The organism is Mesorhizobium sp. NBSH29 (assembly GCF_015500055.1).
Taxonomy (GTDB): domain Bacteria; phylum Pseudomonadota; class Alphaproteobacteria; order Rhizobiales; family Rhizobiaceae; genus Neomesorhizobium.
Map to the genome: position 1 here is coordinate 3,511,142 of NZ_CP045492.1, position 19,242 is coordinate 3,530,383.

Here is a 19,242-nt window from a genome sequence, read left to right on the forward strand (position 1 = left end):
TGACAATCAAAATAATGCGCCATCATGTATTCAGGATGCACAATGGAATGCCATGAACGCCCACAAGCTTGACGCAATCGACCTGAAAATCCTCGACGCCATTCAAATTGACGGGCGCATCACCAAGCTTGCGCTCGCGGAAAAAGTTGGCCTCTCACCTACGCCCTGCTGGATGCGGCTGCGCAAGCTGGAAAAGGCAGGGATCGTCTCCGGCTACCATGCCCGGATCGCCATCCGCACCATCGCGCCCGTTGCCACTGTGCTGATGGAAGTGACCCTGGCCAGCCACCGTCAGGCGGATTTTGATCGCTTCGAAAGCGCTATCCGCAAAACCCCGGAAATCGTCGCCTGCTGGTCGGTAGGCGGCGGCGTCGATTATGTGGTGAAGGTCATGGCCCGAGACATTGACGCCTACCAGCGGCTGGTCGACGGCTTGCTGGAGCGCGAGATCGGCATCGATCGCTATTTCACCTACATCGTCACTCGTACGGTGAAGGATGAGGTCTCGCTGCCGGTCGCCGATCTTCTGCCCGAACCGAGTTAGGCCACAGAGATTCTAACCGGTTTTCCCTCCCAATAGAGACAATCTCTCTCTTTCCAGCCATCCAAACAGCCTCCCTATCCGCGCGAGCCGGCTAGTCTTCCGGTATCCGCCCTCAACGGGAGACCAACCATGTCTGCGCATTTTGCCCGACCACAGCGCCATGAAGCGCTCAACCGCCTGACAGACCGCAGACTGCTGCGTGAACTCTCCTACGTGGATGGACATTGGACGGCGAGCACGGCTGGGAACAGTTTTGAGGTGACCGATCCTGCCACCGGCGCTACCCTCGCTTTCGTCGCATCGCTCTGTGCCGAAGAGACCGGCCACGCAATCGATGCCGCATCACGCGTCCTGCCCGCCTGGAAAGCGTTGTTGCCTCAAGCCCGGTCGAAAATCCTGCGTGACTGGTTCAACCTCATCCTCGCTGCCAAGCAAGATCTGGCGCTCTTGATGACGCTGGAACAGGGCAAACCCTTGGCTGAATCGCTCGGAGAAATCGACTACGCTGCTTCCTTTGTTGAGTGGTATGCCGAGGAAGCAAAGCGCCTCAACGCCGAAAGCGTCACCAGCCACCTGCCGGATGCGGAGATGATGGTTCGACGCGAGCCGCTGGGTGTTGTCGGCATCGTCACGCCGTGGAACTTTCCTGCCGCCATGCTGACCCGCAAGGCCGCTGCGGCCCTTGCCGCCGGCTGCACCATAGTTGCGCATCCGTCCTCTCACACACCGCTTTCAGCGCTCGCACTGGCGGAACTGGGTGAACGCGCCGGGCTGCCTGCCGGTGTCTTCAACGTTGTTACAGGTGAGGCATCGACCATCGTCGGCACCATGTGCCAGGACAGGCGTATCCGCGCCATGAGCTTCACCGGCTCTACGGAAATCGGCAGGCTGATCGCCGCCCAATGCGCACCCACCATGAAGCGGCTGGTGATGGAACTGGGTGGCCACGCACCGCTGATTGTGTTCGCCGATGCCGACCTCGAAAAAGCCGTGTCCATCGCCATCGACGCCAAATTTGCCACCTCCGGCCAAGATTGCCTCGCCGCCAACCGCATCTATGTCGAGCGCCCGATCTACGACCGTTTCTGCGCCACCTACGCCAAACGCATCGGTGCGCTGCGCTCCGGCGACGGCCTGGCCTCCGACACTGACATAGGCCCGTTGATGCATGAGCGCGCCGTCGAAAAGGTCGAGGAGCAAGTGGCCGACGCGCTACAAAAAGGTGCGCGCTGCCTGACTGGTGGCAGTCGCCACAAAGCCGGCCCGTTGTTCTACCAGCCCACCCTTCTGAGCGACGTACCCGACGATGCGTTGATCATGCGTGAGGAAACTTTTGGCCCGGTCGCCGCCGTATCGCCCTTCGACAGCGAGGCGGAAATCATCGCCCGTGCCAACGACACCGAATATGGGCTGGTTGCCTATATTGTCACCGAAAACGGGGCACGCCAGCAACGCATGGGTCGGGCACTCGACTACGGCATGGTCGCGATCAACCGCGTCAAGATCACCGGCGCGCCCATTCCTTTCGGTGGCGTCAAGCAGTCCGGCATGGGCCGCGAAGGCTCGCGCCACGGCCTCGAAGCTTTCACCGACCTCAAATATCTGTGCCTGGATGCCGCTTAGGCAAACCCGGCCAGACCCAAGGAGATAAAAAATGCTCGATCAGTCCAACGAACTCGCCGCCTGGGATCGCGATCACTTTTTCCATCCCTCGACCCATATGGGCATGCACGCGCGCGGCGAAACGCCGACCCGGATCATGGCCGGTGGCGAAGGCGTCACCGTCTGGGACAATAATGGCCGCAAAAGCCTCGATGCCTTTGCCGGGCTCTACTGCGTCAATGTCGGCTATGGCCGCCAGAAGATTGCCGATGCAATCGCCGCGCAGGCCAGCAATCTCGCCTACTACCATTCTTACGTCGGCCACGGCACGGAAGCCTCGATCACGCTTTCCAAGATGATCATTGACCGCGCCCCAAAGGGCATGTCGCGCGTCTATTTTGGCCTTTCGGGTTCCGACGCCAACGAGACCAACATCAAGCTGATTTGGTATTACAACAATGTTCTCGGCCGTCCGGATAAGAAGAAGATCATCTCGCGCTGGCGCGGTTACCACGGCTCGGGTGTGATGACCGGTTCGCTGACAGGGCTGGAATTGTTCCACAACGCGTTCGACCTGCCGCGCGCGCCGATCCTGCACACCGAGGCGCCCTACTATTTCCGTCGTGAAGACCGCTCGATGAGCGAGGAGCAATTCTCCCAGCATTGTGCCGACAAGCTCGAGGAAATGATCCTTTCTGAGGGCCCAGACACGATTGCCGCTTTTATCGGCGAGCCTATCCTCGGCACCGGTGGCATCGTGCCGCCCCCCGCCGGCTACTGGCAGAAAATCCAAGCGGTGCTTAAGAAATATGACGTGCTTCTCGTCGCCGACGAAGTGGTGACCGGCTTTGGCCGGCTTGGCACCATGTTCGGCTCCGATCACTATGGCATCGAGCCTGACCTGATCACCATCGCCAAGGGTCTTACCTCGGCCTATGCGCCACTGTCGGGCGTCATCGTCGCAGACCGCGTCTGGAAAGTGCTGGTAGAGGGTTCTGACAAGCTCGGTGCGCTCGGCCATGGCTGGACCTATTCGGCGCACCCGATCTGCGTTGCGGCCGGCATTGCCAATCTTGAACTGATCGACGAGATGGATCTGGTGACGAACGCGGGCGAAACCGGCGCCTATTTCCGCGCCGAACTCGCCAAAGCCGTAGGCACCCACAAACATGTCGGCGATGTGCGCGGTGATGGCCTGATGGCTGCAATAGAATTCGTCGCCGACCGCGACGACCGAAAATTCTTCGAAGCCTCGCAAAAGATCGGCCCGCAGATATCGGCAGCACTTGCCGAACGCGGCGTCATCGGTCGCGCCATGCCGCAAGGCGACATTCTGGGCTTCGCCCCGCCACTATGCCTGACCCGCGAGGAGGCAGACACAGTCGTGTCCGAGACCGCCGACGCGGTGAAAAGCGTGTTTGCAGGAATGTGATACAGCTAAGATGGCTGAACGTTGAGAGACGCCCAGCCATCTGCCCATTGCGCACGCAGGCGCAATTTGTCGGAAACTGTCGGAGCCATTCGTTCTGAGTGTCGACAGACCCACCCTGCGGAGCCCTCTTATGATCCCCACCATCACAGCCTTCAAAAACGCGCCTGACCGCGGCAGGGGGCTAGCGCGCGACATGCGTGTGCGCTGGGCGCTTGAGGAAGTGGAACAGCCCTATCAGGTACGCCTGCTGACCTTTTCCGAGATGAAGCAGCCGGCGCATCTGGCGCTGCAGCCCTTCGGCCAGATCCCGACCTATGAGGAAGGCGATCTCGCCCTGTTTGAATCCGGCGCCATCATCCTGCACATTGCCCAGCGCCACGCCGGACTTTTGCCACAGGATCAAAACGCCCGCGCCCGCGCAATGACATGGATGTTTACGGCAGCCGGCACCATAGAGCCGGTGATCGTCGAGCGCGAAACTGCCCAGTATTCTGAATCAGACAAAGACTGGTTTGCACAGCGCCAGCCTTTGGTAGATGAGCGGGTGCGGGCACACTTGACAATCCTTTCACGCCACCTCGGCAACGCCGACTGGCTGGATGGCGACTTCAGCGCAGCCGACCTTGTGATGGTATCGGCGCTGCTCAGACTGAAATCATCGGGCATCCTGGAGGAATTCCCAAACCTCTCCCCCTACACCACCCGCGCCGCATCCCGCCCCGCCTACCAACGCGCCTTCGCCGCGCAACTGGCGGTTTTCAAGGGTGCGCAAGCCTGCTGACTTGGCCAAAATCTGAAACTGCAGTTCACCAGTTAAAACTGGCCGAGGATGCGCGACCAACCAGAAATGTTACCGTTTCAGCCGCCGTCCAATTGCTCAAACAGCCGTGCTACCGCCTCCGCACCGGGATCGATGTGGCCCTCAAGCTGCTGCGCGTTGATATAGGCTGCCCGGCCCGCATTGGCCTTGACCAAAGTTGCGGTGTGGTCTGCACCTGCGCGCGCTGCCCGCGCAGCCTTTGCCAGGCTTTCTTCTAACCCGTCCAGGGCAGGATGAAGCGCATCTACCATCGTTCGGTCGCCAAGGTTGGCGCCGCCGATTTCCTGCATACGCGCCAGCCCGGCCTTCAGCGCACCGGTCATGGAGAGCCCGGTTGAGGCAGCGTCGCCGGCGGCAGCAAAAAAGATTGCCAGCAACACGCCGGATGATCCACCCATCGTCTGGCTAAGTTCCTGCCCGATAGCCCGGTAGAGCTGCGTATGATCAGCCAATGGAAGTGTGTCCATGGAGGCAATCAGGGCGCGGGCAGCGCCGGCAAGGGTTGAGCCGGTATCTCCGTCTCCGGATTTAGCGTCCAGCATATTGAGATCGCGTTCTGCAGCAATCAGGATTTCGCAGCATTTGACCAGAAACGCCCGCGTTTCCTTGTGTTCAGATGGCAGCGGTTTGATGGGTGCCAGTCCATCCGGCAGATTGACCACCGTTAGTGGGGATATCTCCGAAATCCCCGGCCACGCCGAAAGCGGGGTTGGATGCGACAACGCTTCCAGATCCTCAGCCGTCGCTGGATAGACCGACACCGAAAAGCCGCGCATATCCAGCGATGTCATCATCGCAGCCGGACCGACCACCCATTTCAGCTTCCCGCCGATTTCCGATTTGACCAGTTCGTTGGCCAGCACCGCCATCTCCAGAACGGACGCGCCGCCTAGATTGTTGAGCAACGCAACATGATTGCCGTCAGCAAGATGCGGGGCGAGCTTGGCAACGACGGCACCCATTGCCTGCCTCGCACTGGTGTATGGAATTTGCTCGACACCGGCCTCACCATGGATTCCGAGGCCCAGTTCAGCCATGCCCTCGGGGATGCGGGCTTCTTTCGGGGAGCCCGGAACCGTGCAGGTATCCAGCGACATACCGATGGTTTTGGTGCCTGCAATCACAGTCTCGACGCGCGCGGTAATCTCGGCAAGGGTGGCGCCACACTCTGCCAACGCTCCGGCAATCTTGTGCACAAACAGGGTTCCGGCCACGCCGCGGGCTTGAGGCAGGTCCGGCAGCGCAACATCATCATCAACAACGACCATACTGACATTGAGGCCAAACGCCTTGGCGCGCTCGGCTGCCAGGCCGAAATTCAATCGGTCGCCAGTATAGTTCTTGACGATGAGAAGACATCCGGCAGGTCCGGTAACCGCCAGGATACCAGCCAGCACTGCGTCAACAGAGGGTGAGGCAAACACATCGCCACACACCGCGGCGGTCAGCATTCCCGCCCCGACAAATCCCGCATGAGCGGGTTCGTGGCCGGAACCGCCACCCGAGACAAGTGCCACCTTGGACTTGTCCCAATCGTTTCGTACCACGACCCGGATGTGCGGATACCCATTCAGTCGAGCAAGTTTGCCTGCGGATGTCGCGATAATCCCATCGACGGCATCAGTGACGATGCTTTCCTTCTGGTTCATAAACTGGGTCATGGAACAGTCCTCAGCGAGTTATTTCAGGCAAAAATGAAAGGCAATTTCGTTGCAGCAGCGCAAAACAGCTCTAGGCAATCCGGCCACCTTGCGCGTCGAAATAGAACGGCTTTTCGGGTCGTATTTTCACGGTGTCCCCTTCGCTCAAATGTGTGTGTGCGTCGGTCACCGTCACCAGATCGTGGTTCTTGAACGTGAGATGCAGTCGCGTCTGATCGCCCAGACGCTCTACCCGGATCACGCGGCTGTCTTCCCCCGCGCCTTGCATGATGTGTTCAGGCCGCAGGCCGATCTTGTCCGCATTGACCGGTGCCCCACCGAACAGCGAAGCTGGTAGGATATTGACTCGGGGCTGGCCGAGCCTGCTTGCGGCGTAGATGCTGACCGGGTTTTCATAAATTTCCCGAGGGCTGCCAAACTGCACAAGCTTTCCCTGGTCGAGAACGCCGACATGCGTTGCCATCGTCATCGCCTCAATCTGATCATGAGTGACGTATAAAAGCGTAGCGCCGGTGCTTGACTGAATGCGCTTCAACTCGATGCGCAAATCGGCGCGCAGTTTGGCGTCGAGTGAACTCAGGGGTTCATCCATTAAATAGATGTTCGGGCTTCTGACCAGCGCACGGCCGATCGACACACGCTGCATCTCACCGCCTGACAGGGCCGTCGCCTTGTTTTCGAGCTTATGCGATATCTGCAGGACTTCGGCCACTTCCTTGATCTTGCGGGCGATCTCTGCGGCAGGCGTCTTGAGAAGGGGTGACTTGAGCGGAAAGGCGAGGTTTTCGCGCACAGTCAGGTGCGGATACAGGGAGTACTGCTGAAAGACCATGGCTACGTTGCGCTGCGCAGGCGTGAGCCCGGCCATCGCGCGTCCATCGATCGTCACTGCGCCAGAGTCCGGATTGTCGAGACCGGATATCATCCGCAGGGTAGTGGTCTTGCCTGCGCCGGTTGGTCCCAGAAGGACGACAAAGGAGCCATCGGGAATCGTCATGCTCACATTGTCAAGCGCGACATCGGCACCGAAGCGCTTGGTGACGTTATTCAGAACCACCTCAGCCATGGCGCAAGACCTCCTGATTGGCCAGCGACACCAAAGCTCTGCCCGTCTCGACATTGAAGATCGATATTGTGCGGGCATCAAATTCGAGCCCCGGCGTTTCACCAACTTTTATCGGCTGGGCCGCGCTCGCGCGTGACTTTATCGTTCCGTTCGGCGTCGCCAGTGTGACAATCTGCGTGGTGCCCAGATACTCGGTCGCGAGGACTTCCCCCTTGTATCTACTGGTATCGGAGAACCGCACATGTTCGGGCCGGACACCGAGAGCGAGCCTGCCCCTCGCACCTTCAAGTGAAGGGGGTATCTGAAAGTCGGTCCCATGCATCACGACGCTGCTGTGGTTGCCCTCAAGCGCGCCCTCGAAGTGCAGAAAGTTCATGGCGGGCGACCCCAGGAAGCTGGCGACGAACATGGTCGAAGGCCAGTCATAGATCTCCTGTGGCTTGCCAAATTGTTCGACCACGCCGTGGTTCATGACCACGATCTTGTCGCCCATCTGCATGGCTTCGAGCTGATCATGGGTCACATAAACCGTTGTCGCGCCCATCCGGTCATGCAGCGCGCGCAGTTCTTCCGACATGTGCTCGCGGAATTCGGCATCCAGCGCCCCGAGAGGCTCATCCATGAAGAAGGCCTTGGGATTGCGCACAATGGCCCGACCGAGCGCTACCCGCTGGCGGTCACCACCAGACAACCCGCCGACAGGGCGGTTGAGAATTCCCGAGATCCCCAATATCTCTGCCACCTCTGCGACCTTCTTCCTGACCTGGTCTCGCGGCATCCCCTGGCTCAAAAGTGGGTACGAAATGTTCTTGCCGACATTCATGTGCGGATAGAGCGCAAACATCTGAAAAACAAATGCGATATCCCGCTGGCTGGCGGGCTTCATGCCCACCTCTTCACCGTCGATAAAAATTTCGCCGCTGGTGGGAAGTTCAAGCCCGGCCATCATCCGCAATGTCGTAGTTTTTCCGCATCCAGAAGGACCGAGGAGCATGAAAAACTCACCGTCCTCGACGGTGAATGTCGAAGACTGCACTGCGGTAAACGTCCCGAAATCCTTGCGCACATTCCTGATCATTATCTGCGCCATGGATTACTCCGGAAAATGGCTGACGATGATGAACATCACCGTCCCGACCAGTGTGGTGATGAAGGAATAGGTGAACAGCGACAGCACGAAAGGCTGCATCAGCATGGACACCCCCAGAGCGATTAAAATCGACGCCAGCATCTCCCAGGAGCCACGTCTGAAGTGGATTAACCCTTTGAAAAAATCTGTCATTTGCGCACCGCGCCAAACGTGATCCCGCGCAGAAGATGCTTGCGCAGAAGGATCGTGAAGACCATCACCGGCACCAGGAAGATGGTTGCGCCTGCAGCAACCGCCGGCCAGTCCTGGCCGCCAACGCCTATGATGGTGGGAATGAAGGGCGGTGCGGTCTGGGCTGTTCCAGAAGTCAAAAGAACGGCCAGCGCATATTCATTCCATGAGAAGATCAGGCAGAAGATGGCCGTTGAGGCGATGCCGGTTGCGGCTTGTGGCAGAACGACTTTGTAAAACGCCTGGAACCTTGTGTAGCCATCGATCAGCGCGGCTTCTTCATATTCAATCGGTATCTCATCGATGAACCCGTTGATCAGCCACACGGCCAGCGAAAGATTGATCGCGGTATAAAGCAGGATCATGCCAGCGTGGGTGTCGTTGAGCCCCAGATTCCTGAACATCAGGAAGATTGGGATGGCGACCGCAATGGGCGGCATCATCCTGGTCGAAAGAATGAAAAACAGCAGATCGTCTTTGAGAGGAACCTTGAATCTTGAGAAGGCGTAGGCTGCAGCTGTTCCCAGAACGATTGCAAAAAACGTCGAGCCAAACCCGATGATGACGGAATTGAAAAACCGCTCGGTGTAGCGCGACTGGCCGACAATCGTATTGCCCTTCTCGCGCACGAGCTGCTCATACCAGGGCAGGTTTTCCCGCGGCTCACTGGCCAGCTGCGTGCTGAGCCGGGTCTGGGTGGTGAAAACATTCACATAGCCCTCGACCGTCGGCTCAAAAAGGATCTTTGGCGGGTAGGCGATGGAATCGGCAGACGATTTGAAGCCTGTTGCAACGATCCAAAGCAGTGGCAGCATGGTAATCAGTGCATACCCAACGACCATGACGCCGGCGAACCATTTTTGCCGCAGGGACGGCTCGGTGACTGAAAAGCTCATCGCTGTTTCACCTTGTTAAGCGCCTTCACATAGATGGATGCCAATCCGAACACGGTGACGAAGAGAATGACCGCGTAGGCAGATGAGTAGCCGGTTCGCCATTTCTCGAAAGCTTCGCGCTTGAGATCGATGGAGGTCAGCGTGGTGGTGTTGCCAGGCCCGCCCCCGGTCAATTGCACGACCAGATCAAACATCTTGAAGTTCTCTATGCCGCGGAAAAGGACCGCTAGCATCAGGAATGGAAGGATCATGGGAATGGTGATCGTCCAGAACTGGCGCCATTTACTGGCGCGGTCGCACTCGGCAGCCTCATAGATGCTCTCTGGAATCGATCGCAGCCCTGCGAGACAGATCAGCATGACAAATGGCGTCCACATCCAGGTGTCGACAATGACGATCGCCCACGGCGCGAGCGATACCTCACCGATCATTGAAAAGCTGGAAGGGTCAGCGCCTGTGACTGAACCGACGATGTAGTTGAACAAACCGATTTGCGGTTGATACAGGAAGGTCCAGAAGTTGCCGACAACTGCCGGCGACAGCATCATTGGCAGTACGATGATGGTGGTCCAGAGATCATTTCCTCGGAATTTCTTGTTGATCAGGTAGGCAAGGGTAAAGCCGATCAAAACCTGGCAGACGATCGTCCAGATCAGAAAATGGGCAGTAGCCTGCATTGTGATCCACACATCCGCATCACCCAGAATGCGCTGGTAATTCTGCAGTCCGACCCACTCGACCGGATTATTCGGACGGTTCACCCGAAAATTGGTGAAGCTCAGATAGATGGTCCATATCAGCGGGAAAATGTTGATCGCCAGCAAAATGAAAATTGTCGGTGCGACAAATATCCAGGCTATCGCCCTGTCGGACAGACCCTTTACCTTTTGCGCAAAGACGGGCGGCGCAGCCCGGGCTGCACGGTCGATGAAAGATTCTGACATGCGCTTTACCTGGTTCCCGAAGGCAAGGCCGGACAATGTCGATCCGGCCTTGCCGCCAGCGGGAGGAGCAACGGGGCTAAGGCTTACTTTTTGCCTTCATCTTCAAAGACTTCATCCCAATCCTTGACCAGCCCATCGAGGGCTTCCTTGGCTGTGCCCTTGCCTGCAACTACGTAGTTGTGGACGCGCTCTTGCATCGGCAGCAGCAGGGAAGCGTAGGATGGCTCGGCCCAGAAGTCTTTCACGATCGCCATCGAGTCGAGGAATGTCTGGGCATACGGCTGGCTGCTGGCAAAGCTTGGGGCTTCGACAACCGAACGCATGGCTGATGCACCGCCCACGTCCCACCACTTCTGCTGGACATCCTTTTGAGAAAACCACTTGATGTACTCAAGCGCTGCATCCTTGTTGTCAGAGTTGGCGACAACGGAGATGCCCTGACCGCCGAGCTGCGCGAACTGGCCGGCAGGGCCTGCAGGATTGGCAAAATAGCCTGATTTGCCACCGCCGACATTCGGGTCGTTTTCCACGCCTGGCCAGATGAAGGCGAAGTTCATCTGCATGGCTACCTGCCCTGATTTATAGGCATCGATATTCTGGGACATGTAGGCATCAGACGCACCAGGAGGCGTGCAGCAATCATACAAGGCCTTGTAATATTCCAGAGCTTCGACGGCGCCTGCAGAATTTACGAAGCCTTCGAGATCGTAAGGCTTGTCGGGGTTCTCATACTTGAATCCATAATTATAGAGCGCGTTGGTCACGCCCATGGTGATGCCTTCCGACCCACGCTCGGTGTATATCGCCGCCCCATACACAGTCTTGCCGTCGATATCGCGACCCTGGAAAAATGTTCCAATATCCTTGAGCTCCGCAAGCGTTTTGGGAACGTCGAGATCGCGGCCGTATTTTTCCTTGAATTCAGCTTGCAGTTCCGGACGCGAGAACCAGTCCTTGCGGTAGGTCCAGCCCACAACGTCTGCGTAGGCGGGCAAGGCATAATAGTTGGGCGAGTTCTTCGGCCACTCCGCATAGCCGGTGACGGTTGCGGGCAGGAAATCATCCATCTTGATGCCTTCCTTGTCGAAGAAGTCATTCAACTTGACGTACTGACCGTTCTCGGCAGCGCCACCAATCCACTGGCTGTCGCCAATCAGAAGATCACAAAGCTTGCCGCCCGAATTCAACTCATTGAGCATGCGGTCGGCAAAATTGGGCCATGGAACAAATTCAAAGCTCATCTTGTGTCCGGACTGAGCCTCGAAATCCTTGCTCATCTCGACAAGAGCGTTGGCCGGGTCCCAGGCTGCCCAGCATAGCGTCAGATCCGCAGCGTGCGCCGACGTTGCGGTAAGCGTTGCCCCGGCAAGGCCTGCTCCAACAAGCAGACCAATGGCGGAAGCAGAATTCATCATCCTGTTTTTCATGACTGTGTTCCTCCCTTTTTTAAACGCCCGCCAAAATGACGGGCCCTCTCCTGCCCTGAACCGTATTGAGGTGCGCCCCTCATTGCAAGGTCTTTTTGAGGTGCGCACCTCAAAAGTTGATTTCCTGTTTGTTTTGTTGGACAAATCAACTGAGCACTTCATGGCGATTCCGATGAGATGGAACATGCGACGTTGATGAGACCCACAGCAAAAGATCTGGCGGCAGAAGCCGGCGTCAGCCTCGCGACCATTGACCGCGTTCTCAACAGTCGCCCGGGCGTAAAGCCGCGCACGGTCATCAAGGTAAACGAGGCAATTGAGAAAATCGGGTTCGTTCGCAACCTGTCGGCGGTCAACCTTGCCCGGAAAAAGAGCTACCAGTTTCGCTTTCTGCTCCCCGATCATGGCGATCAGTTTCTAGAAGTCCTGGTCCGGCATATCGAGGAAGCGAGAAAGCCATTTGCAGATGAAATGGCAGATGTCGCAGCCATCCGTTTGCCCGTCGAGGACCCCTACAAACTGGCAGCCTATCTCGGCGGGCTCGACACAGCAACGACGCAAGGCATCGCCATTATGGCACCGGAATCGCCCCAGGTTCGCGATGCGATCAACCGCCTGCTGGAGCGCGGCATTGAGGTTGTCCAGTTTATTGCCGGCCAACCCAAGGCCGGCAGCAATGACTTCGTCGGGATCAACAACCACGCTGCCGGCGCCACAGCAGCCCAGTTGATCGGGCGGTTTCTGGCAGGCCGAAAGGGCAAGATTATCGTTGTTTCCGAGACCATGCAGGCGCGCGACAGCATTGAACGCAGACTTGGTTTCGATGAAGTGATCAATCGGGAATATTCCGGACTACAAACCCTGCCTTCAGTCGAAACCCGCGGTGATACAGAAAAAACCCGGCGCATTTTCGAGAACGTATTTGCCAACCATCCAGATATATTGGGCCTTTACGTCATGAGTGCTGAGGCACGTATCCCTGTCGGGGAAATATCCAGGGTCGCACAAATGCCCTTGGTGAAAATCGTCCACGAGCGTACCCCGTTTACAGAATCTGCCCTGCAGAGCGGCGCCATAGATGCTGTAATCGCCCAAAATTCCGGGCATCTGGTCAGAAGCGCGATCAGAATTCTGAAGGCGCGCATTGATCAGCGCACCCCCTTGGCTTCTCAGGAGAAAATCCGCATCGAAATTCTCCTGAAAGAGAACCTTTGAGATCAAGCAGTCCCATCTGGACCCCGTGTGACGGGCCTATTCGTCGGCAATCACGTCCTGTCGCTGGGTACCAAGGCCTTGAATCCCAAGCTCCACAACATCGCCGGCCTTGAGGAATTGCTGAGGCTTCATGCCCATGCCCACACCAGGGGGGGTGCCCGTAGAAATGACGTCGCCAGGATGCAACGTGAAAAACTGGCTGAGATAGCTGATGATATGAGCGACGCTGTAAACCATGGTCGAGCTGGAGCCATCCTGTCTGCGCTGACCATTCACGTCGAGCCACATGCCGAGCTTTTGAGGGTCCGATATTTCGTCTGGGGTCACCAGCAAGGGGCCCATCTGACCAAAATTATCGCATGACTTTCCTTTGGTCCACTGGCCGGCCCGTTCCGTCTGGAATTCCCGTTCAGAAACGTCGTTGATGACACAGTAACCTGCAACATGGTCGAGAGCCTCGGCCTCCGACACGTATTTCGCGGGCTTCCCGATCACCACTCCCAGCTCTACCTCCCAGTCGGTTTTTTTCGAATTGCGGGGGATAATGATCGGGTCATTTGGTCCGCAAATAGCGCTGGTTGCCTTCATGAATATCACTGGTTCAGGTGGCACTGGAAGACCGGATTCTGCTGCATGGTCGGAATAATTAAGGCCAATGCAGATGAATTTCCCGGTTCCCGCGACGCAGGCGCCGATGCGTGGTTCACCGTCAACCAGCGGCAAAGATTCTGCTGTGACGCCGAGTGATGAAAGCCGAGTGAGGACGTCGCCGCTCAAATCGTCAACCATCCCCGAAAGGTCACGAACCCGGCCGTCGGCATCCAGAACGCCAGGCTTTTCAGAACCACGCTCACCAAATCGTAGAAACTTCATCGTCATCTCCTGCTTGAATTATGTGACCGGACACCGTTGATCTCAGGGTTTAGGTCACCACATAGATGGCCGCAACCGGACAATTTCCAACGCCTCTGGCGAGAATGGAAGTTTAGCTCAGCGCGGTTATCACCGCATCCGTCCGGGTCACTGTTGTCACATTTTGCATTGCATAGTTGATGGAAGCCAGATGCCAGTCAGCGTTCATGGTCGAACATGCATCCTCTGGAACAATCATGTGAAAACCCTTGTCAGCGCCGGTGCGAGCGGTGTGTTCAACGCTCATATTGGTCCAGCTGCCGCAGTTGATGATGGTGTCGCGGCCTCCATGGTTAAGGTAGGATTCCAGCCGCGACGTTTCCCAGGCGCTCATACTCATTTTCTCCACCACCAGATCGCCGGCTCTCGGTTCAAGACCCTGGGCCGGCTTGACGCCCCAGGTATCGCGCACTAGGGCCCGTTCGTTCTGCAGATGTTGAAGGGCCGTGCGGGACGGGTCAATCCGGAAATCAAGCCGGTGCTTGATGATCAGTGGAAACACTACCGGTGCCGCCGAGGGCGCTGACATCGAGGGCCTCTCGGTGCGGCCTTGGCTGGCCATGAAAACCTCCTGCTGCCCGTGTGTTTTGGTCTGAACTGAATAGAGCGAGGTCGTGGCGCACAGATATAGGGTGCTCCAATCCGGCCCGCCCCAGTGCAGGTTGGCCACCATCTCCGGACATTCAATAGGCGGCGGTATAGGCAGTCTTTACGATGGTGAAAAACTCAGCTGCATAGCTACCCTGCTCACGTGCCCCATAGCTTGATGACTTACGCCCGCCGAACGGCACATGATAGTCGACGCCCGCTGTCGGGACGTTGACCATGACCATGCCAACCTGCGCCTTGCGCTTGAAATCGCTAGCATATTTCAGGCTTGTCGTGCAGATGCCCGCACTCAGACCGAACTCAGTGTCATTGGCAACAGACAGAGCCTCCTCATAGTCCCTCACCCTGATGACCGATGCGACAGGTCCAAAGACCTCCTCGCGGTTGATCCGCATATCGGGGACGGTTTCGGTCAGCAATGCAGGGGCCAAAAAGTAACCTTCCGTCTCACGGCGGACAAGGTCCCCGCCAGCCCGCAAATGTGCACCCTGTGACCGTGCGATCGCGATGTAGTCCTGATTTTGCGCCAACTGGGTGGCATCAACCACCGGACCAATGTCCGTCTCAGCGTTCATTGCGTGCCCTATCCGCAATGCAGCCAGCCGGTCTGCAACCGCACTCACAAACCTGTCGTGAATTGCTTCTGTGACAATCAAACGTGACGATGCGGTGCAACGCTGACCGGTCGAGAAGAATGCGCCGTTGACAGCACAGAATACGGCATTATCCAGATCGGCATCATCGAGAACTACCAGCGGATTCTTTCCACCCATCTCCAGCTGAATCTTGCGCAGGAACGGCAAACTGGCACTGGCCACTCGCGCGCCGGTAGCCTGCGAACCGGTGAAGCTGATCGCGTCGATGCGCGGATCATCCAGCATGGTTTGTCCAACCACGGAGCCCGGACCCACGACCATGTTGAACACGCCTGCCGGCACGCCGGCGCGGTGCAAAATATCAGCTAGGGCCCAAGCAGAACCCGGCACCAGTTCTGCCGGCTTGAACACGACAGTGTTGCCATAGCAAAGGGCAGGCGCGATCTTCCAGGCGGGGATTGCAATCGGGAAGTTCCAGGGGGCGATGATGCCAACCACGCCGACGGGTTCGCGGGTGACTTCGACGCCGACCCCTGGACGCACCGACGCCACAACGTCGCCCCGCTGACGCAATGCCTCAGCTGCGAAGAACAGGAATATCTGCCCTGCTCGCGCGACCTCGCCGATCGCTTCGGGCAACACCTTACCCTCCTCGCGGGCCAGAAGCTCCCCAAGCTCCTGCTTCCGCGCCAGAATTTCGTCACCGGCGCGGTGAAGAATATCGTGCCTCTCCTGCGGTCCGCTCAGAGCCCATTTCGGAGCTGCCGCTGCTGCAGCAGCAATAGCCTGTTGCGTCTCGGCCCTCCCAGCCTGGGCGTAGACATCAACAATGTCGTGAATATCCGAGGGATTGATGTTCTCGATACCGTGAGACGTGGTGACCCATTCGCCACCGATCAGCATTGGTTTCATGGAAATGTCCTTCAAAATACGTTTTCGAGTGCGGTCGCCGCTGCGGTTTCGGTTATATCATCGCGGCCCGCAATAGCCTTCAGGGCTTGATGCAGATGTCGCGGGTCAGCGCCCATATCCGAAAGCCGGGATGGAAGCGGGATATGCTCCAGGACCTGCCTGAGCGCCTGGTTCAGGTTTGGTGCGTCCGGAGCTATGATGCGCTTCAGCATCGCTTCTTTCCTTTTGTCGTGCTCGGTTACTTTAATGACCCCGGGCAACAGAAGCCGCTGCGCATCGGCAATATTCACTGTATCGCATTCCGACGCCAGTGCTGCAGAGAGACGTTGCGTCGGACCGACACCTTTCTCCTGAGCGATCGCCGCATTCAGGCAAGCGGCCATCAGATCTCGCCGCCAGATTATATCGCTGCCAAATTCCGGGGCGCCCAAGACCGAAATGGCGCGGATCAGTCCATCCAGCGCCATCCCGTCGGCAGGGGGATTGAAGGCATCGCTGAGGTAACTTTCAATACACCGCACCAGGCTTACAGTCGCCGAGGAAATGGCCTGCCTGGGCGTTGCCAACCGGATGAGTGCGGGGTCAAAAATCAGGACTGAAGGCAATCCCTGACGCCAGGTTTCAATGTTTCTCATGCACGGATCCGGCAAGCCCTCGACCCCTGGCAGCGCGTAAAGAACCGGGCGGCGGCCGGTCGCATCCTGCAGCGAGCGCCTTGCCTTGCGGCCCATCTCAAGTGCCCGGGCGCTGCCGAACGCAATCACAGCATCAAGGGTCGACGTATCGTACAATCCGGGCAGACTCCTCCCCGTTTCGGAGAGCACCGCTCCTTCTTCAAGGTAAAGGAAACTGGGTTGGAACGATGGCGTCAGGCCACCCATGACCCGCTCGAAAAATTCAGAGTCAACCAAAGAGGCTTCGCAAATCAGGAGAGCGGAGGTACACCCAAACTGCTGCAACTCTGAATGCAGCGCCACCTCCACAATATCGTCGGCAAAGTGCACTCGCGTCGGAAACGTGATGAGTGTCATGGCTTGAACCGAAGATCTTCAGGGAAAAACCGGGCGTCGCAAACTGCGACGCCCGGAGCGAATGTCAGATCAGTAAGAGGATTTACAGGCCGGAGTGTCACGGCTCGGCAAACCGATCTTGGCAAAGGCTGCCGGATCAATACCCAGAGTCTGATTCACATTTTCCACGATGGCAACCATTTTGGTCGCCAGGTTACCGTCGGGCAGTTCAACAACTTCGGAGATGAAGTTCTTACCGATTGCCTGGCGGTTCGCATCAAGTGTGATGGTTCCGTTGGGGGCATCAAGCTTGAGATTGGTCAGGCAGGTGCGGAACGCAGCCTGTCCGTCAGACAGGTCACCACCCACTTCACCGACACACTGCAACATTGCATTTGTCGCGTTGTAATATCCGGTACCCAAAAGAGAAGGCGACGGAAAACGCTGTTCGGGCGGGAACGCATCCTGATAGGCCTTCACATAAGCCTGCCACTTCGGGTCGTCCCAGGTATCAGCCTGCGGACCTGATGACGGGGTACCGATCAGGGCCTGCTTGGCCGAACCTTTGGAAGACAGAACCGTTCCATCAACCATGATCGAGCCACCGATCAGATGGGCGTCGCCGCCGGCCTGCTGATACTGGTTCAGGAAGTTGACGGCATCGCCGCCGCCGAGGCCGAGATAGATGGCATCCACATCATCCGGCAAGGCGGCGATGATCGAACCAAAATCCTTGGTGCCAAGCGGTACCCACAGGCGCTCGGAGACTTCGCCGCCAGCGGCGCAGAATTCGGTGACAAGGCCGAAAACCTGCGTGTAGATGAACGAATAGTCTTCACCCACCGTGGCGATTTTCTTGTAGCCTTTCTCATTGTAGATGTAGTTGCCGAGGCCAACCGACCACTGCGCACCATCCGTGTTGAAACGGAAGAAGTTCTCAGAAGGCTCCACATAGGTAGTTTCCATGGCGCCGGAAGCGCCATTGATGAATGTCGTCTGCGGCTGGGTTTTGGAATAGTCGCGGATAGCGATACCTTCCGACCCTGAAAGCGGACCGATGACAATGGAGACACCGTCCTGCTCAACCAGCTTGCGCGCACCGCGCAAGGCGCTATCGGGCGTGGTATCCGTGGACTGGATGATCAACTCGATTTCCCGGCCGGCTGCCTTGTTGCCGGCTCCGATAAGGGCTGTCTTGATGCCGCGAACGCCATCTTCGCCGAGCGCGGTGTAGGTTCCTTCAAGCGTTGCCAGAACGCCAATTTTGAGAACGCCGGATTTATCGTCAGCCGATGCGGTGGTCGCCGTGGCGGCGGCCAGCGCAAGCATGGACAGTGACCCCAAAAGTAATTTTTTCATGTATTCCTCCCAATTAAGATCTCCCAATCAAGTCCAACAGGACTACCGACGGGGGTCGGGAGAGATTGGCGGATGAGGTGCCTATCCCCGATCTCCGCCAGTGCGCCAGTGTACCCATTCGTCTTATTTTTTGGGGTCTGCGCCGCTTTCTTGCACGCGATCAGAGGCTCCCCAGATCCGCAGCGCTATAAAAACGCCGCTGATTGCACCAAACAGGACCAATATAATCAGCGAAAAATACCATGTAGCCGTCGCAATACTCAGTTCAGACAGGAACAACAGGAAGACACCCGTCAGCGCCAAAAGCAGCGACCCCAGCAACTGATATGGTTCCATCGTGAACATCAGCGCCGCAAACCGGAAGCCCGCAACCAGGATCAAAAACTGCGCCATCAGCTCCAGCGTCTGCGCACAACGGATCATATTGCCGAGCGTCGTGCCGTCTGCCACGCAAACCTGATTGGTAAAAATCAGCATATAGACCTTCAGCACGAGCGCGAACGCCAACCCCAGGCCGACCAGCATCTGGCAAACGATCATCAGCGTGAATGCCGGACGTTCAAGCGCGCTCGTCAGTATATGTGCAGGATGCTGGCTTCGGGTGTCCATGCGTCAGTCCTTGTTCCAACTGGAGGGCTCCAAGTTCATGGATTTGTCCGAGAACAGCAACCGCAAGGAACCGCCGCACATTACCAATCGTCTGAAAAACTCGGGTGGATTTTGGTAGAAGCACGGTGGCTAAAGTGGCCAGCTGAAAGAACCTGCAACGTTTGTGCGAGACGGATACTGGCGAGCAGCCCGGCTTCCCAGCCCTACAGTCGTTGCGTGCTCAGTCAAATGGTGGGCCCGGAGGGCCTGCCGAATTCCAGGAAAATCAGCAGCTTAACCCCGTGTGGGACGAAGACCCCATTTTATA

At 57.6% G+C, this 19,242-nt stretch carries 19 protein-coding genes; 6 read left to right on the forward strand and 13 right to left on the reverse strand.

Annotated features, from left to right (window positions below; all coding sequences use genetic code 11):
• Window positions 1-52 precede the first annotated feature (52 nt).
• From GA830_RS17295 to GA830_RS17310, 4 genes are all read left to right on the forward strand, one after another.
• Window positions 53-544: an Lrp/AsnC family transcriptional regulator gene (locus tag GA830_RS17295; protein ID WP_195163004.1), complete on the forward strand. Its 492-nt coding sequence runs from the start codon at window positions 53-55 to the stop codon at window positions 542-544.
• A gap of 129 nt (window positions 545-673) precedes the next feature.
• Window positions 674-2,167: an NAD-dependent succinate-semialdehyde dehydrogenase gene (locus tag GA830_RS17300; RefSeq protein WP_195163005.1), complete on the forward strand. Its 1,494-nt coding sequence runs from the start codon at window positions 674-676 to the stop codon at window positions 2,165-2,167.
• Window positions 2,168-2,198: 31 nt separating this feature from the next.
• The gene (locus GA830_RS17305; protein ID WP_195163006.1) at window positions 2,199-3,578 is read left to right on the forward strand and encodes an aspartate aminotransferase family protein; all 1,380 of its coding nucleotides are present in this window, start codon (window positions 2,199-2,201) and stop codon (window positions 3,576-3,578) included.
• A gap of 130 nt (window positions 3,579-3,708) precedes the next feature.
• Entirely contained in the window at window positions 3,709-4,359 is a 651-nt protein-coding gene (locus GA830_RS17310) for a glutathione S-transferase family protein (RefSeq protein WP_195163007.1), read from the forward strand.
• 77 nt (window positions 4,360-4,436) lie between these two features.
• Here the strand turns inward: GA830_RS17310 and GA830_RS17315 are convergent, their stop codons facing one another.
• The 7 genes from GA830_RS17315 to GA830_RS17345 form a co-directional block, all read right to left on the reverse strand.
• Window positions 4,437-6,059, reverse strand: coding sequence for a dihydroxyacetone kinase subunit DhaK (locus GA830_RS17315; protein ID WP_195163008.1), 1,623 nt, complete (start codon window positions 6,057-6,059; stop codon window positions 4,437-4,439).
• Window positions 6,060-6,129: 70 nt separating this feature from the next.
• Entirely contained in the window at window positions 6,130-7,125 is a 996-nt protein-coding gene (locus GA830_RS17320) for an ABC transporter ATP-binding protein (protein WP_195163009.1), read from the reverse strand.
• Window positions 7,118-8,215 carry an ABC transporter ATP-binding protein gene (locus GA830_RS17325; RefSeq protein ID WP_195163010.1) on the reverse strand — a complete coding sequence of 366 codons (1,098 nt, stop codon included), beginning with the start codon at window positions 8,213-8,215 and terminating at the stop codon, window positions 7,118-7,120. The genes GA830_RS17320 and GA830_RS17325 overlap by 8 nt, the downstream gene beginning before the upstream one ends.
• A gap of 3 nt (window positions 8,216-8,218) precedes the next feature.
• Window positions 8,219-8,407: a hypothetical protein gene (locus tag GA830_RS17330; RefSeq protein ID WP_195163011.1), complete on the reverse strand. Its 189-nt coding sequence runs from the start codon at window positions 8,405-8,407 to the stop codon at window positions 8,219-8,221.
• Window positions 8,404-9,342, reverse strand: a complete 939-nt coding sequence (locus GA830_RS17335; protein ID WP_195163012.1) for a carbohydrate ABC transporter permease — start codon at window positions 9,340-9,342, stop codon at window positions 8,404-8,406. The genes GA830_RS17330 and GA830_RS17335 overlap by 4 nt, the downstream gene beginning before the upstream one ends.
• On the reverse strand, window positions 9,339-10,286 hold the full coding sequence (locus tag GA830_RS17340; protein ID WP_195163013.1) for a carbohydrate ABC transporter permease: 948 nt from the start codon (window positions 10,284-10,286) through the stop codon (window positions 9,339-9,341). Before GA830_RS17340 ends, GA830_RS17335 begins: the two co-directional genes overlap by 4 nt.
• 83 nt (window positions 10,287-10,369) lie before the next feature.
• The gene (locus GA830_RS17345) at window positions 10,370-11,713 is read right to left on the reverse strand and encodes an ABC transporter substrate-binding protein (protein ID WP_195163014.1); all 1,344 of its coding nucleotides are present in this window, start codon (window positions 11,711-11,713) and stop codon (window positions 10,370-10,372) included.
• Between GA830_RS17345 and GA830_RS17350 the strand changes: the two genes are divergently transcribed.
• A complete protein-coding gene (locus tag GA830_RS17350; RefSeq protein ID WP_195163015.1) occupies window positions 11,679-11,909 on the forward strand; it encodes a hypothetical protein in 231 nt (76 codons plus the stop codon). The two genes, GA830_RS17345 and GA830_RS17350, sit on opposite strands and share 35 nt — an antisense overlap.
• Window positions 11,909-12,928 carry a LacI family DNA-binding transcriptional regulator gene (locus GA830_RS17355; protein WP_195163016.1) on the forward strand — a complete coding sequence of 340 codons (1,020 nt, stop codon included), beginning with the start codon at window positions 11,909-11,911 and terminating at the stop codon, window positions 12,926-12,928. Before GA830_RS17350 ends, GA830_RS17355 begins: the two co-directional genes overlap by 1 nt.
• Before the next feature lie 36 nt (window positions 12,929-12,964).
• Here the strand turns inward: GA830_RS17355 and GA830_RS17360 are convergent, their stop codons facing one another.
• The 6 genes from GA830_RS17360 to GA830_RS17385 form a co-directional block, all read right to left on the reverse strand.
• On the reverse strand, window positions 12,965-13,801 hold the full coding sequence (locus tag GA830_RS17360) for a fumarylacetoacetate hydrolase family protein (RefSeq protein WP_195163017.1): 837 nt from the start codon (window positions 13,799-13,801) through the stop codon (window positions 12,965-12,967).
• Window positions 13,802-13,913: 112 nt separating this feature from the next.
• Window positions 13,914-14,402, reverse strand: coding sequence for a cysteine hydrolase (locus GA830_RS17365; RefSeq protein ID WP_258045492.1), 489 nt, complete (start codon window positions 14,400-14,402; stop codon window positions 13,914-13,916).
• Between the two features lie 121 nt (window positions 14,403-14,523).
• Window positions 14,524-15,957, reverse strand: a complete 1,434-nt coding sequence (locus GA830_RS17370) for an aldehyde dehydrogenase family protein (protein ID WP_195163019.1) — start codon at window positions 15,955-15,957, stop codon at window positions 14,524-14,526.
• Window positions 15,958-15,968: 11 nt separating this feature from the next.
• Window positions 15,969-16,988: an iron-containing alcohol dehydrogenase gene (locus tag GA830_RS17375; protein ID WP_195163020.1), complete on the reverse strand. Its 1,020-nt coding sequence runs from the start codon at window positions 16,986-16,988 to the stop codon at window positions 15,969-15,971.
• Between the two features lie 69 nt (window positions 16,989-17,057).
• Window positions 17,058-18,326 (reverse strand): ABC transporter substrate-binding protein, encoded by a 1,269-nt coding sequence (locus GA830_RS17380; protein WP_195163021.1) that lies wholly within the window; start codon window positions 18,324-18,326, stop codon window positions 17,058-17,060.
• Window positions 18,327-18,449: 123 nt separating this feature from the next.
• Window positions 18,450-18,935 (reverse strand): hypothetical protein, encoded by a 486-nt coding sequence (locus GA830_RS17385; protein ID WP_195163022.1) that lies wholly within the window; start codon window positions 18,933-18,935, stop codon window positions 18,450-18,452.
• Between the last annotated feature and the right edge of the window lie 307 nt (window positions 18,936-19,242).